The following is a 12,580-nucleotide window of genomic DNA, read 5'->3' as shown; positions in this document are numbered from 1 at the left end:
AAACCAACAGGAGTGTCGCCATGCGCGAACAGGATTACGCAGTTAATAACAGCGTGCAGGCTGAGCAGCTAGAGGTTAGCCGCGTCCTGCGCAACACTTATGGTCTCTTGGCTCTGACCCTCGCATTCAGCGGCGTGATGGCCTTCGTAGCCCAGCAGATGCGTGTCGGCTACCCGAACATTTTCGTGGTGCTGATCGGCTTCTACGGGCTGTTCTTCCTCACCAACAAACTCCGTGATTCCGCGTGGGGCCTGGTATCCGCCTTCGCGTTGACCGGTTTCATGGGTTTCCTGCTCGGCCCGATCCTCAACCGTTACTTGGGCATGCAGGGCGGCGCTGAAGTGGTCAGCTCGGCGTTCGCCATGACCGCACTGGTGTTCGGTGGTCTGTCGGCCTACGTGCTGATCACCCGCAAGGACATGAGCTTCCTTGGCGGCTTCATCACCGCAGGTTTCTTTGTCCTGCTGGGCGCTACGCTGGCGAGCTTCTTCTTCCAGATCAGCGGCCTGCAACTGGCGATCAGCGCCGGCTTCGTGCTGTTCTCGTCGGTCTGCATTCTGTTCCAGACCAGCGCGATCATCCACGGCGGCGAGCGCAACTACATCATGGCGACCATCAGCCTGTATGTATCGATCTACAACCTGTTCGTCAGCCTGCTGCAACTGTTCGGCATCATGAGCCGCGACGACTGATCGTAATGGCTGCAATAAAAAACCCGCTTCGGCGGGTTTTTTATCGTCTGGAGAAAAGTGTCTGCTCAGTTGATGACGATGCTGCCGTCCACTTGCTGACGGTAGATCGTGTACGGCAGCAGCAGCGTATCGAGGGCACCGGAGACCACGGCATCAACCAACAGCCCCGGGATCGCAGTGTTGCGATGATTATCGGCATCAACACCCGAGGCCAGCGGCGCATTCAAAGAACAGAAGTCATAAGCGAGGCCGCTGTAGATTCTCGGCACCGCGCCGCAATAACTTTTCTGCTGCTTGAGTCCGTCAACAGCAGCCTGATCGTTGCGCGCCACCGTTTGAATCGTGCCACAACCGCCGAGCAGCATGCCGGCCAGCAGTATTGCCTGAATTTTCATAGCGCCATTCCTTAGCCGCGAAAAACCCCAATCTACCCTGATCATTGGTAAAAGACACCTACGCCATCGGTGGCAGGCGTCGCTTGACCGGGGTCTTCTTGACGATCGCGGTGTTGGTTTCGGCCAACGTATTCAGTCGGTCTAGCAGGGTATCGAGCTGTTCCATCGAGCGCACGTGCAGGCGGGCGATGAAGCAGTCGTCACCGGTGACCTTGTCGCACTCGGTGAACTCCGGAATCGACATGATCTGCCGCTCAACCTCCTGCAGTTGCCCTGGCAGCGGCCGTACGCGAACGATCGCCTGCAACTGATAGCCGAAGCATTTCGGATCGATCTCCACCGTGTAGCCCTTGAGCACGCCGCGTTCTTCCAGCCGCCGCAACCGCTCGGCCACGCTGGGCGATGACAAGCCGCTGATCTGCGCCAGCGCTTTGAGCGAGCGCCGCGAGTCTTCCATCAGCGCGCTGATAAGGATCTGATCGATATCGTCAGTCACATTCAAACTCCGGATTAGGCGAAGGGCGCGAATCACCCTCGATAAAAAAGGCGAAAACCAAGTTTAGCCTGCTTTATGCGCTGGAGCAGCCCGAGGTGCGCTTGGCATACTTTTGCCATGCTTCGCTCACAGCCTCAGGAGAAGATGATGGACAACGCAATCCGCCGCGGTTCGCTGGAAATGACCGCCGCCATGCTGATATCCGGGACGATCGGCTGGTTTGTGCTGGTGTCCGGGCAACCGGTGCTCGACGTGGTGTTCTGGCGCTGCGTGTTCGGCGCTGGCACCTTGCTGTTGGTCTGCGCCGCGTTCGGCTTCCTGCGTCCGGGAATGCTGACCCGTACAACGTTTCTGCTGGCGGTGCTCAGTGGAATGGCGATTGTCGGCAATTGGGTGCTGCTGTTCGCATCCTATTCCCGCGCCTCGATTGCCATCGGCACCGCAGTCTATAACGTGCAGCCATTCATGCTGGTCGGTCTGGCGGCACTGTTTCTCGGCGAGAAAATTACCCTGCAGAAGCTGTTCTGGCTGGCGATTTCGTTCATGGGCATGCTGGCGATCGTCAGCGCCCACGGCACGCAAGGCGAGGAGGGTAACGATTACTTGATGGGAATTGCCCTGGCGTTGGGCGCGGCGTTTCTGTATGCGATCGCTGCACTGATCATCAAGCGCCTGACCGGCACGCCGCCACATCTGATCGCGCTGATTCAAGTCTGCACCGGGGTGTTGTTGCTCGCGCCGTTCGCGCATTTCGATGCGTTGCCACAGGGCGCCGATGCGTGGGCGAGTCTGGTGACGCTGGGCATTGTGCATACCGGTTTGATGTACGTCTTGCTGTATGGCGCGATTCAAAAGCTGCCGACGGCATTGACCGGCGCACTGTCGTTCATTTATCCGATCGCGGCGATTTTCGTTGACTGGTTCGCCTTCGGCCATCGCCTCGAATTGCTGCAGTGGATCGGCGTGGCGGCGATCCTGCTGGCCGCCGCCGGCATGCAACAAGGTTGGGGCTGGAAAGCCCGGCGGCTGGCGGCACAATAAGGATCAGATGTTCCAGCGCGGTGCGGTTGCTGCCAAGCGCTGGCGCATCTCGCTGATATTGGCCGCCAGTTGCCGCGTCAGCATCCGGTAGCCGTCGAGCGTATTGGCGACTGGCGCATCAAGGTCCGCTGCTGGCAGCTCCATCGGTCGCTCCAGCCGTTGCGAGGCCCCGGTTTTCAACGCGCGAGCCATGCCGATCAGTTGCACACGAATCTGCCGGTGCTCAGCCTTCAGTGCCGTTTGCAGATGTGCCGTGGCCTGCGGGTCGCTTGCGTTGGGGCGGATATTGCCGAGAATTTCCAGCGTACTGATGCACATGCGCAGGTTGCGCTGAATCGCGTCGAGCTCGGTCATGGAGATTTTCACTTCCTTGGACACCGACGGCATCAGCGAGCGCAACTGCACCATCACCGCCCCGACCTTGCTCATCAGCCGCACATGCTCGTCGGCGCTGACCGCTTCACCGTTGATGATGCGCCCGTACACCGTGGCGCAATCGCGCAAGGCATCGGCGAGGTTGTAACGCCACGAGTAGACCGCGTACAGCGGCAGGGCGAAGGAAAACGCCAGGGCGAGGGCGATGCCGATCAGGATGTCGACGCCGCGCCACAGTCCATCGGTGATCGGGTTGTCGCCATGCCCGGCGACGATGAACACCGTGATGGCGGAGAGCAGGGCGGTGTAGCCGCCCTTGCCAATCGCGTGATACGAGAAAAAACCGCACACCACAGCCATGGAAAAGTAGGTCAGCCACGGCATGCCCAGCCAGGCGTGCTGCGCCACTAGGGCCAATCCGACCCCCGCGCCGATCAAGGTGCCAATGGCGCGCTCGGCGGCTTTTTTGCCGATGTTGCCGTGGTGCTGCAAACCGCCGATCACCACCAGCATGGTCACCGATGCCCATTCGCCGTGGGGCAGATTGATGCCAGTGGTCAGCAGAATCGTCGCCAGCAACCCCAACGCCACCCGCACGGAATGGATCAGGCGGGCGTGACGGTAGCGCCGATACGGGTCCAGCAACGGACGCAGGATACGGCGCAACAGCGGTGGCAGGCGGTGGGTGCTGTAAGTAGTCAGTGCGAACCTCGTGAGTCAGTCAAATCAATGGAAGGGGAAAATGTAATTCATCCAGGCGGACATGCGCAGCAGGATTTTGCGCATCGCGCCGATGTGGTGAAAGTGCTGGCTGTAAAGCGCCGCTTGCCCGTAGGCGCCGCCCGGCATGAGCGCGCTGTATTCGGCGAACGCCGGGTCAGTGATTTCAATGATCACCGGCACCCGTCCGGGCGGTGGCGAGCCGGTGTAGCTGATCAGCGTGCCGGAAGGTTGCACCTGGCCCTCGGCGATCACCCCGATCACACTTTTCACCCGACCGGCGAAGACCTTGCCGGGAATGCCATCGAAGGCGACTTCGGCCTCGTCGCCCACGGTCAGACGCAATAGGCTGTTCTGGCGCATCCAGGCGGCGAAGTACTGACCTTCCTGCGGAATAAACACCATCGACGGGCGCAGCGGCAGCTTGCTTGCCATCATCCCCGGTCGCAGCGAAACGTGGGTGACGAAGCCTTTGCTCGGCGCTCGCACCACGGTGTTGTCCAGCTCGAACTGAGCGTTGTCCAGTTGCGCCTGCAGATCGTCAGTGCGGGCGATGGCCGCGTCCAGTTCACGCTGGGTGCCGAAGTTGCGGCGGATCAGTTCGGTGATGCGGTAGCGGTCGCCTTTGGCTGCAACCAGTTGCGCTTTGAGCGATTTCAGGCGGTTCTGGAAAGGCGTTGGATCGATGCGAAACAGCACGTCGCCTTTTTCCAGGGGGTCGTTGCCCTTTACCGGCACGTCGATCACCTGGCCACTGATGATCGGAATAACCGGCACCGAGACGAAGTAGGAGCGCGCCACCTCAGAATAGGGATGGTTGTAGTTCATGGTGAAAATCAGCGCGCCGATGATCAGCACGCCACCCAGGACAGCGGTGGGCACCGTCCATTTGTTCAGCGGAATGCGGAAGATCTTGAAGATGGCGACGCAGAGTGCGGCGTACGTGAGGATGAGCAACAGATCCATGCTCAGATCCCCCGGCTGTCAGATTGCGGCGCAACCGGCGACTGCGCTTCGAGCCGCTCGATCCGGGCTTGCAGCTCGACGACCTGCTGCTCCAGTTGATTGACGTGGTTCTGAATGGGTTTGCCATCGCCGAAACCCCAACCGCGATCCTCGCGATAAGCCATCGCCCAGATCCACAGAAACGGCCACAGCGCATGCAGGGTAAACAGGCTGACCCAGCCCGTGGCATGGATCGCGTCCTGATGCGGGTGGTTGCGGTGGACGGCGATCTCGTACGGAATGTCATGCAGCACGATGATCCCGTAAAACAGCACGAGACCGACAAAAACCAACAGACCCAATGCGAAGTAATCGAGCATGGTCAGCCTCCCGGGCATCCAGCAATGCTGGGCTGAGTGTAGTCACTGAATCGCCGGGGGGCTGACGGATCGGCAGGATCATTCAATCCTGCCGATCATCCGTCAAAAGATGTAATCGGTGGTCAGGAAGCTCGAATCACGCCCGCGAATGATCTCGCTGATCAGGTCCTTGTTGCTCTCCTGGAATTTGGTCGCCACCAGCGTGCGGATCGAAAACACCCGCAAGGCATCGTGAACCGACAGCGTGCCTTCGGCGGAGTTTTTGCGACCGTTGAACGGGTAAGTGTCCGGGCCGCGCTGGCACTGGGCGTTGAGGTTGATCCGCCCGACCTGGTTGGCGAAAGTGTCGACCAGCCGGCCGACCGCCACCGGGTTGGTGCCGAAGATGCTCAACTGCTGGCCGAAATCGGATTCCAGAACGTAGTCGATCACCGTATCGAGGTGGCGGTACGGCACGATGGGCACGACCGGGCCGAACTGTTCTTCCTGATAGACGCGCATTTGCGGATTCACCGGATAGAGCGCTGCCGGGTAGAAGAACGAGGCGTGGGACTCGCCACCATTCGGGTTGACCACCTGTGCGCCTTTGCTTTGCGCATCCGCGACCAGACCGTGCAGATAATCGACCTTGCCCGACTCCGGCAGCGGCGTCAGCGCCACGCCGCTGTCCCACGGCATGCCCGGTTTCAGCGTGGCCAGTCTGGCGTTGAATTTCTCGATGAAGCTGTCGACCACGTCTTCATGCACAAAAAGAATTTTCAGTGCGGTGCAGCGCTGACCATTGAACGACAGCGAACCGGTGACCGCTTCGCTGACGGCGTTGTCGAGATCGACTTCGGGCAAAACGATGCCCGGGTTCTTGGCGTCCAGACCGAGGGCAGCGCGCAAGCGGTGTGGTTTCGGGTGCAGCTTCTTCAGGTCACTGGCAGCCTTGTTGGTGCCGATGAAGGCGAAAATGTCGATCTTGCCGCTGGCCATCAATGCACTGACAGTCTCGCGGCCGCTGCCGTAGATGACGTTGATCACGCCGCTCGGGAAGCTGTCGCGGAAGGCTTCGAGCAACGGCCGAATCAGCAGCACACCGAGCTTGGCCGGTTTGAACACCACGGTGTTGCCCATGATCAGTGCCGGAATCAGCGTGGTGAAGGTTTCGTTCAGCGGGTAGTTGTAAGGCCCCATGCACAAGGCGACGCCGAGCGGCACGCGGCGAATCTGGCCGAGGGTGTCCTGCTCCAGCTCGAAGCGGCTGGAGCGGCGGTCGAGTTCCTTCAATGCGTTGATGGTGTCAACGATGTAATCGCAGGTGCGATCGAACTCTTTTTCCGAGTCCTTGAGGTTCTTGCCGATCTCCCACATCAGCAGCTTGACCACCGCCTCGCGCTGCTCGCGCATACGACCAAGGAATGCTTCGACGTGCTGGATGCGTTCGGCCACGCGCATGGTCGGCCACAGGCCTTGGCCGCGATCGTAAGCGCGAACGGCAGCGTCGAGGGCGGTGAGGGCGGTGGCGGCATCCAGCAGCGGCGTGCTGCCGAGGATCACCTGTTCTTCGCCGTTTTCGCTTTTCAGATAGACCGGGCTGCGCACCTGCGCGAGCGGGCCGTCCCAGCGGCGCAACTGGCCATCGACCAGATATTCACGCTGCTCGACCTGAGCGTCGAGGCGATATTTTTCCGGGATGTCGCTGACCGAAGGGAACAGGTTGCCAAGGATGTTTGCTGTGGTCATGTCACTACCCTGTGTTGAAGTCGGCGTGCCGATTGAAAGTCTTGTGAAGGTTATACGCCTGAACGGGCCGGGATTTAACCCTGTGAATGTGACGCGAATGTCACGCAAGGACGCACAACAGAGGCAGCATTCACACCGAAAAAACCTTGTATGAGCAGCCATCTTCAGCTCATGGAAGGTCACGTTCCTCGGCTACCGCCGCTCTGGCCTGCAATGCCACCAACTGCTGGCACCACTGCCTTCATGTGTTCTCACAATTGGATTGCCGATTTCGAATCGCCGGCCGGTTTTTCAGAGCAATAATTTCTACGGCCGTAGTTCGAATCAGGAGATGGTTAATGGTTCGAACAGCCGGTTGGTATATCAAACCCCTGCAAAAGTTTCATGGAATAGCGCATCCGTCTACTGTCAGGTTTTACAGTAGACACAAATAAATTTTGAGCTAATTTCGGGTGCGACAGTGCCGCGGTTAAAAGCTGTGTTTGAAAACCACAGTTCATGGGCGGTTTGATCTGTACAGTCCGGTTTTCCATGGCTCTGTTTGAACTCAATGAAATAATCAGCGCAATCTTTCCATTTATATCTTTTTCATGGAGAAACTCAGAATGAGTACTCAGGAGCAAATTGTCGGCAAAGCCGTGGTGGAGATTGAAGGGCAAGGAATATCTGCCGCCAGCAATGTACATGCGTCTTTTGAAGGAACTAATGTTTCATTATTCATCGAGCTGGAGGGGCCGCCGCGACTGGTCAGGACATTCCGTTTTGTATTTCCTGACAGAAGCGCTCATCTGGATTATCAGAAATTCGAGGCGTTATACACTGATGATGATCGATGGAATCATTATAGGTATGACTACAAGGCTGTCTCGGGCGGCGCAGATACTATGATAGACAATGAAGGGATGAAAGTGCGTGGGGCATTCAATCTTAAAATGAAATTAACAGAAGAAGATCCCGGAGCGGGGCATCCAGAAATCGTAGTGCATGGGTGGTTTGACCTGCCCAATCCTGACCAGGCCAAGGCCAACCACGAATGACAAGGTAAACGCCGTGGGAGCCTTCCCGATAGCGGTGCGTCAGCCGGATTTTCCTTGCTGAAAAGCCGCTATCGTCAGACGGGCCCCCACATTTTTCATGTACCTGAAACTTCCCGCCAACCCCTCTCCCGTAATGAAGCTTTTATGACAAAAGTTCGGTAGCACATAGCCAGTCCGGTCATGCCTGTGTAACGCGCTTGAGGGGCCTTTCGAGGCGCACTTTGCGAGTCGGGGCGGGACGCCGGGAGTGAGGCAATGGGGACTATGGAACGCTATTCGAAAGTGGGCATGCAGGAGCTCGATCAACGCCTGTCGAAGATCGTCGAAGCCGCGCGCAAGAAGCCGGTTTCGGTGTATCGCTACGGCGCGCCGTGGGTCTGGATCGTCTCGCAGGATGACTGGCAGGGCGCTTTGAAAGAAGTCTCCAGCTACATTCCGCCGGGCCATTCGCTGGTGCTGCTGCGCCCGCAGATCGACGATCTGCTCGACGCCCACCAGGACCTGCTGCGCGACCTCAATGCCGCGCCCGGCATGCTCATTCCCGCGCAGACGGTGATGCACATCCTGCTCCTGCAATTGCTGTATTCGGTGCCCAGCGAGCAGCAGCTCTATGAACAGCTCAATTACAACCTGCTGTTCCGCTGGTTCGTCGGTCTTGGCCTGAACCAGAAGGTCTGGAGTTTCACCGCCCTCAGCCGTGACATCGCCACGCTGCTCAACGAGCCGCGCGCGGTGCTGCTGATTCAGAAAATCATCGGCGAAGTGTTCTGCGGTGCCTTGCTGCAAATGCCCGAGTTCTCGCTGAACTTTGCGCTGTTGCACACCTGGCTGGGCAAGCACGCCTGCGCCGCAACGATCAGCAATTGACGCAGCACACCGGGCGCTAACGCCCACAGGTCATCGCGAATTTCAGGGGGTAATGTGGAACGGATTTTCACGTCACGGCTGGCGCTGTGGGGCTGGCTGCTGGTGACGGCGGGCGCGCAGCCAGCGCTGGCCGAGGAGGGCACAGAAGCGCCCGCCGCGCAGCGACTGGTCGACGTCAACGAATACTTCGTGCGCGGCAATACCGTGCTCGATGCCCGGGCGATCGAAGAAGCGGTCTACCCGTTTCTCGGCCCGCAGAAAGCCTTGAGCGATATCGAAGGCGCCCGCGATGCGTTGCAGAAGGTCTATCAGGAACGCGGCTATCAATCGGTGTTTGTCGAGCTGCCTGAGCAGGCCGTGGCCGATGGCATCGTCTATCTGCAAGTCAGCGAAACCAAGGTCGGCCGGGTGCGCGTGGTCGGCGCCAGACACTATTCGCCGCTGGATATCCGCGACAACGTCCCGGCGCTGAAAGAAGGCGAGGTGCCGGACTTTGCCAAAGTCCAGGGCGAACTCGCGCAGCTCAACAAGACCCCCGGTCGCCAGGTCATGCCTTTGGTGCGCGAGGGTCAGCGCCCCGGCACCATGGATGTCGACTTGCAGGTCGAAGACCAGAACCCGTGGACGGCCAGCGTCGGCCTCAATAACGACTACAGCGCCGACACCGAAAAGCTGCGCAGCGTCACCAGTCTCGGTTACAACAACCTCTGGCAGCTCGGCCACAGCGTCAACCTGACGTTCTTCACCGCGCCGCAGGAAACCGACAACGCCAAGGTCTGGTCCGGGTCCTACACCGCGCCGCTGAGCGAGCGCTGGAGCGTGCAGTTCTCCGGTTACCAGTCCGACAGCAACGTCGCCACCATCGGCGGCAGCAACGTGCTCGGTAAGGGTCACAGCTACGGCGTCGCGGCGATCTACACGTTGCCCTCAAGCGGCAATTGGTCGAACTCGTTGTCGGCCGGCATCGACTTCAAGGACTTCGACGAGCGCCTGAGCCTGTCCGGCGAAAGCGACAAGGTGCCGCTGAAATACGCGCCGTTCACCTTCGCCTACAACGGCTTTCGCTACAGCGAAAAGAGCCAGCTCGGCCTCGGCCTGAGTCTGGTTGCCGCCACCCGCAGCGTGTTCGGCTACGGCAGCGACGACGAAGACTTCGACTACAAACGTTATCGCGCCAAACCGAGTTTCGCCGTGCTCAAGGGCGATACCAACTACACCTGGACCTTCGACAGCGACTGGCAGAGCGCAAGCAAAGCCGCATTCCAACTCGCCTCGGGGCCGCTGGTTTCCAACGAACAATTCTCCGCCGGCGGTGCCACTTCGGTGCGCGGCTATCTCGCTGCCGAGCGCACCGCCGATGACGGCTATTTGCTCAGCCAGGAATTGCGCACACCGTCGCTGGCGAAATTCGCCGGCACGTGGATGCAGGACTGGCGCTTCTATGCCTTCGCCGAAGGCGCGCAGTTGTATCTGCGCGACGAACTGCCGGATCAGGACGCCAATTACGCCCTGGCCAGCGTCGGTCTCGGCACCCGCGCCAGCCTCAGTAAATGGCTGTCCGGCAGCCTCGACTGGGGCTACCCGCTACTCGAAGGGCCGAACACCTCAAAGCAGGAATCGCGCCTGCACTTCAACCTCCAAGCCACTTTCTAACGGAGCACGTCCATGCAACGCCTCTTCCTTTCGTTGTTGATCTGCCTGGGCTTCGTGCTCCCGGCCACGGCTCAGGCCTGGTGGCAGGACGACTGGCATTACCGCAAACAGATCGCCGTCGACACCACACCGCAAGGCGCGGCGATCAATCAGGCCCTCGGCCGCACCGCGCTACTGGTGCGCCTGCACACTGGCAACTTCACCTTCGACGGCGTGAAAGAGGACGGCTCCGATCTGCGCTTCGTCGCCGCCGATGACAAAACCGTGCTCAACCACCAGATCGAGAGTTTCGATGCGCTCATGGGCATGGCGCTGATCTGGGTCGATGTGCCGAATGTCGAGGGCGGTCAGCGTCAGGACATCTGGATGTATTACGGCAACCAGAAAGCCCCGGCCACCGGCAACGGCCAGTTGACCTTCGATCCGAATTACACCGCGCTGTATCACTTCGACGGCGCCACCGGCACCCCGGCGAAAGACACCACGGCCTACGGCAACACCGCGCAAAGCGCGACCGGCACAGCGATTGATGGCGTCGTCGGCCGTGCCTTGCAGTTCAGCGGCCAGCCGTTGTTGCTGCCGGCCAGTCCGTCGCTGCAACACAACGCCGGCAGTGCGTTCACCTTCAGTGCCTGGCTGCGTCTGGATCAGGCGAGTGGCGAGCAACTGATCCTGGCTCGGCGCGAAGGCATGCAAAGTCTGCTGATCGGTGTCAGCCAAGGCCTGCCGTTCGTGGAAATCGACGGCCAGCGCGCTGCCGCCACGCAAGCTCTGGCTCCTTCGCAATGGCAGCACGTTGCGCTGACTGCCGAGGGCTCGAAAGTCACGCTGTACGTTAACGGTCGCGAGAGTGCTGCGTTGGCCCAGGCGATGCCGGCGTTCAACTCGGTCATGGCCATCGGCGCTGATCTGCAGGAAGGCGCGTTCCAGCCATTCGCTGGCGCTATTGATGAACTGCGCCTGTCGAAGGTCGCCCGTCCGGCCGCGCTGTTGCTGGCGGATGCCACCTCGCAAGGCGCCGAGTCGAAACTGGTCGCTTACGGCGTCGATGAAGAGCAGTCCGGCTTTGGCTTCGGCAGCCTCGGCTTCCTCCTTAACGCGGTGCCGATCGACGCCTGGGTGATCATAGCCGTGCTGGTGCTGATGATGTTCCAGTCGTGGATCATCATGCTGCGCAAGAACCGCAGTCTCAGCCGCGTCACCGCTGCTAACGAAGATTTTCGCGTGCAATTTGCCAAGGTCGGCACGCGTCTGGAGATGTTCGCCGACGACGCGCAACTGGCTCAGCGTCTGCAGCATTCGTCGCTGTGGCGCCTGTATCTGGTGGCGGTCAAAGAGATCCGCACCCGCCGCGAGCAGGGCGCCGATACCTCGTCGGTTTCCGCCGCGACCATCGAAGCCATTCGCTGCTCGATGGACGGTGTGCGCACCCGCGAGAACCAGCAACTGAGTTCGAAACTCTCGACCCTGTCCAACGCCATCGCCGGCGGTCCGTATATCGGCCTGCTCGGTACGGTGCTGGGGATCATGGTGGTGTTCCTCGGCACGGCGATGGCCGGCGACGTGAATATTAATGCCATCGCGCCGGGCATGGCCGCAGCACTGCTCGCCACAGCGATGGGCCTGTTCGTCGCGATCCCGGCGCTGTTTGGCTACAACCGCCTGATCACCCGCAACAAGGAAGTCAGCGCCGACATGCGCGTGTTCGTCGACGAGTTCATCACTCGTCTGGCGGAGATGCATGGCGAGAGCCAGTTCAGTGAGGCGTCGCACCAGCGCGGCCATCACGCCAACCACTCCGTACCGGCCTGAGGAGCACTGCCATGGCGTCCGTAAATGCCTCCCACGACGATGATGACGATGCCGCCGTCGACAGCATCAACATCACCCCACTGGTCGATGTGCTGATGGTGGTGCTGGTGATGTTCATCCTCACCGCCACCGCGCAGGTCTCCGGGATCCAGATCAACCTGCCCAAGGCCAGCGCGTCGGTGTCGCTCTCGGAAGCGAAGACCAAGGCGATCTCGGTCAACGACGGCGGCCAGGTGTTCCTCGATGCCTATCCGGTGACCTTGGGCGAGTTGGAAGAGCGCCTGCGCATCGAGAAAGCGCAGAGCCCGGATTTTCCGGTGATCGTGCGTGGCGATGCGACGGTGCAGTACCAAAAAGTCATCGAAGTGCTGGACCTGCTGCGCCGGCTCGAACTGTCCCAGGTCGGTCTCGTCACCGGCAAACCGAGTCAGGGCTGAGT

13 protein-coding genes are annotated in these 12,580 nt (G+C 60.1%); 7 read left to right on the top strand and 6 right to left on the bottom strand.

Features of this window, described 5'->3' with window-relative positions:
* Positions 1–20: 20 nt before the first annotated feature.
* Entirely contained in the window at positions 21–692 is a 672-nt protein-coding gene (locus tag BXA01_RS02780) for a Bax inhibitor-1/YccA family protein (RefSeq protein ID WP_008006561.1), read from the top strand.
* A 65-nt stretch (positions 693–757) separates the two neighbouring features.
* Here the strand turns inward: BXA01_RS02780 and BXA01_RS02775 are convergent, their stop codons facing one another.
* Both BXA01_RS02775 and BXA01_RS02770 read right to left on the bottom strand, forming a co-directional pair.
* Positions 758–1,087, bottom strand: a complete 330-nt coding sequence (locus tag BXA01_RS02775) for a YceK/YidQ family lipoprotein (RefSeq protein ID WP_076563138.1) — start codon at positions 1,085–1,087, stop codon at positions 758–760.
* 58 nt (positions 1,088–1,145) lie between these two features.
* Positions 1,146–1,583 (bottom strand): Lrp/AsnC family transcriptional regulator, encoded by a 438-nt coding sequence (locus tag BXA01_RS02770; protein WP_056785725.1) that lies wholly within the window; start codon positions 1,581–1,583, stop codon positions 1,146–1,148.
* Between the two features lie 147 nt (positions 1,584–1,730).
* On the opposite strand from BXA01_RS02770, the gene BXA01_RS02765 reads away from it, so the two are divergent.
* Positions 1,731–2,624, top strand: a complete 894-nt coding sequence (locus BXA01_RS02765) for a DMT family transporter (protein ID WP_076563136.1) — start codon at positions 1,731–1,733, stop codon at positions 2,622–2,624.
* Between the two features lie 3 nt (positions 2,625–2,627).
* On the opposite strand, the gene BXA01_RS02760 is transcribed toward BXA01_RS02765, so the two are convergent.
* From BXA01_RS02760 to BXA01_RS02745, 4 genes are all read right to left on the bottom strand, one after another.
* Positions 2,628–3,668, bottom strand: a complete 1,041-nt coding sequence (locus tag BXA01_RS02760; protein WP_038861649.1) for an FUSC family protein — start codon at positions 3,666–3,668, stop codon at positions 2,628–2,630.
* Between the two features lie 57 nt (positions 3,669–3,725).
* Positions 3,726–4,685, bottom strand: coding sequence for an HlyD family secretion protein (locus BXA01_RS02755; protein WP_076563134.1), 960 nt, complete (start codon positions 4,683–4,685; stop codon positions 3,726–3,728).
* Positions 4,686–4,687: 2 nt separating this feature from the next.
* On the bottom strand, positions 4,688–5,044 hold the full coding sequence (locus BXA01_RS02750) for a DUF3302 domain-containing protein (protein WP_016774599.1): 357 nt from the start codon (positions 5,042–5,044) through the stop codon (positions 4,688–4,690).
* Between the two features lie 102 nt (positions 5,045–5,146).
* Positions 5,147–6,772, bottom strand: coding sequence for an NADP-dependent glyceraldehyde-3-phosphate dehydrogenase (locus BXA01_RS02745; protein WP_076563132.1), 1,626 nt, complete (start codon positions 6,770–6,772; stop codon positions 5,147–5,149).
* 605 nt (positions 6,773–7,377) lie between these two features.
* Here BXA01_RS02745 and BXA01_RS02740 point away from each other — a divergent pair.
* The 5 genes from BXA01_RS02740 to BXA01_RS02720 all read left to right on the top strand — a co-directional run bounded on the left by BXA01_RS02740 (position 7,378) and on the right by BXA01_RS02720 (position 12,578).
* Positions 7,378–7,809: a hypothetical protein gene (locus BXA01_RS02740; protein WP_076563130.1), complete on the top strand. Its 432-nt coding sequence runs from the start codon at positions 7,378–7,380 to the stop codon at positions 7,807–7,809.
* 255 nt (positions 7,810–8,064) lie between these two features.
* Complete coding sequence (locus tag BXA01_RS27535) at positions 8,065–8,676, top strand: transposase (protein ID WP_076563128.1); 612 nt, start codon at positions 8,065–8,067, stop codon at positions 8,674–8,676.
* Positions 8,677–8,730: 54 nt separating this feature from the next.
* Positions 8,731–10,329 carry a ShlB/FhaC/HecB family hemolysin secretion/activation protein gene (locus BXA01_RS02730; RefSeq protein ID WP_076563126.1) on the top strand — a complete coding sequence of 533 codons (1,599 nt, stop codon included), beginning with the start codon at positions 8,731–8,733 and terminating at the stop codon, positions 10,327–10,329.
* A gap of 12 nt (positions 10,330–10,341) precedes the next feature.
* Positions 10,342–12,141, top strand: coding sequence for a DUF2341 domain-containing protein (locus tag BXA01_RS02725; protein WP_076563124.1), 1,800 nt, complete (start codon positions 10,342–10,344; stop codon positions 12,139–12,141).
* Positions 12,142–12,152: 11 nt separating this feature from the next.
* Positions 12,153–12,578, top strand: a complete 426-nt coding sequence (locus BXA01_RS02720; protein WP_047228946.1) for an ExbD/TolR family protein — start codon at positions 12,153–12,155, stop codon at positions 12,576–12,578.
* Positions 12,579–12,580 lie beyond the last annotated feature (2 nt).

The sequence above is a fragment of the Pseudomonas sp. B10 genome (assembly GCF_900156235.1).
Lineage (GTDB): Bacteria > Pseudomonadota > Gammaproteobacteria > Pseudomonadales > Pseudomonadaceae > Aquipseudomonas > Aquipseudomonas siliginis.
This window is presented reverse-complemented; position numbering and strand designations above follow the sequence as displayed.

Coding starts and splice junctions, on each gene's coding strand:
- BXA01_RS02780 (WP_008006561.1), top strand. CDS start 21: ATGCGCGAACAGGATTACGCAGTTAATAACAGCGTGCAGGCTGAGCAG.
- BXA01_RS02775 (WP_076563138.1), bottom strand. CDS start 1,087: ATGAAAATTCAGGCAATACTGCTGGCCGGCATGCTGCTCGGCGGTTGT.
- BXA01_RS02765 (WP_076563136.1), top strand. CDS start 1,731: ATGGACAACGCAATCCGCCGCGGTTCGCTGGAAATGACCGCCGCCATG.
- BXA01_RS02755 (WP_076563134.1), bottom strand. CDS start 4,685: ATGGATCTGTTGCTCATCCTCACGTACGCCGCACTCTGCGTCGCCATC.
- BXA01_RS02750 (WP_016774599.1), bottom strand. CDS start 5,044: ATGCTCGATTACTTCGCATTGGGTCTGTTGGTTTTTGTCGGTCTCGTG.
- BXA01_RS02745 (WP_076563132.1), bottom strand. CDS start 6,772: ATGACCACAGCAAACATCCTTGGCAACCTGTTCCCTTCGGTCAGCGAC.
- BXA01_RS02740 (WP_076563130.1), top strand. CDS start 7,378: ATGAGTACTCAGGAGCAAATTGTCGGCAAAGCCGTGGTGGAGATTGAA.
- BXA01_RS27535 (WP_076563128.1), top strand. CDS start 8,065: ATGGGGACTATGGAACGCTATTCGAAAGTGGGCATGCAGGAGCTCGAT.
- BXA01_RS02725 (WP_076563124.1), top strand. CDS start 10,342: ATGCAACGCCTCTTCCTTTCGTTGTTGATCTGCCTGGGCTTCGTGCTC.
- BXA01_RS02720 (WP_047228946.1), top strand. CDS start 12,153: ATGGCGTCCGTAAATGCCTCCCACGACGATGATGACGATGCCGCCGTC.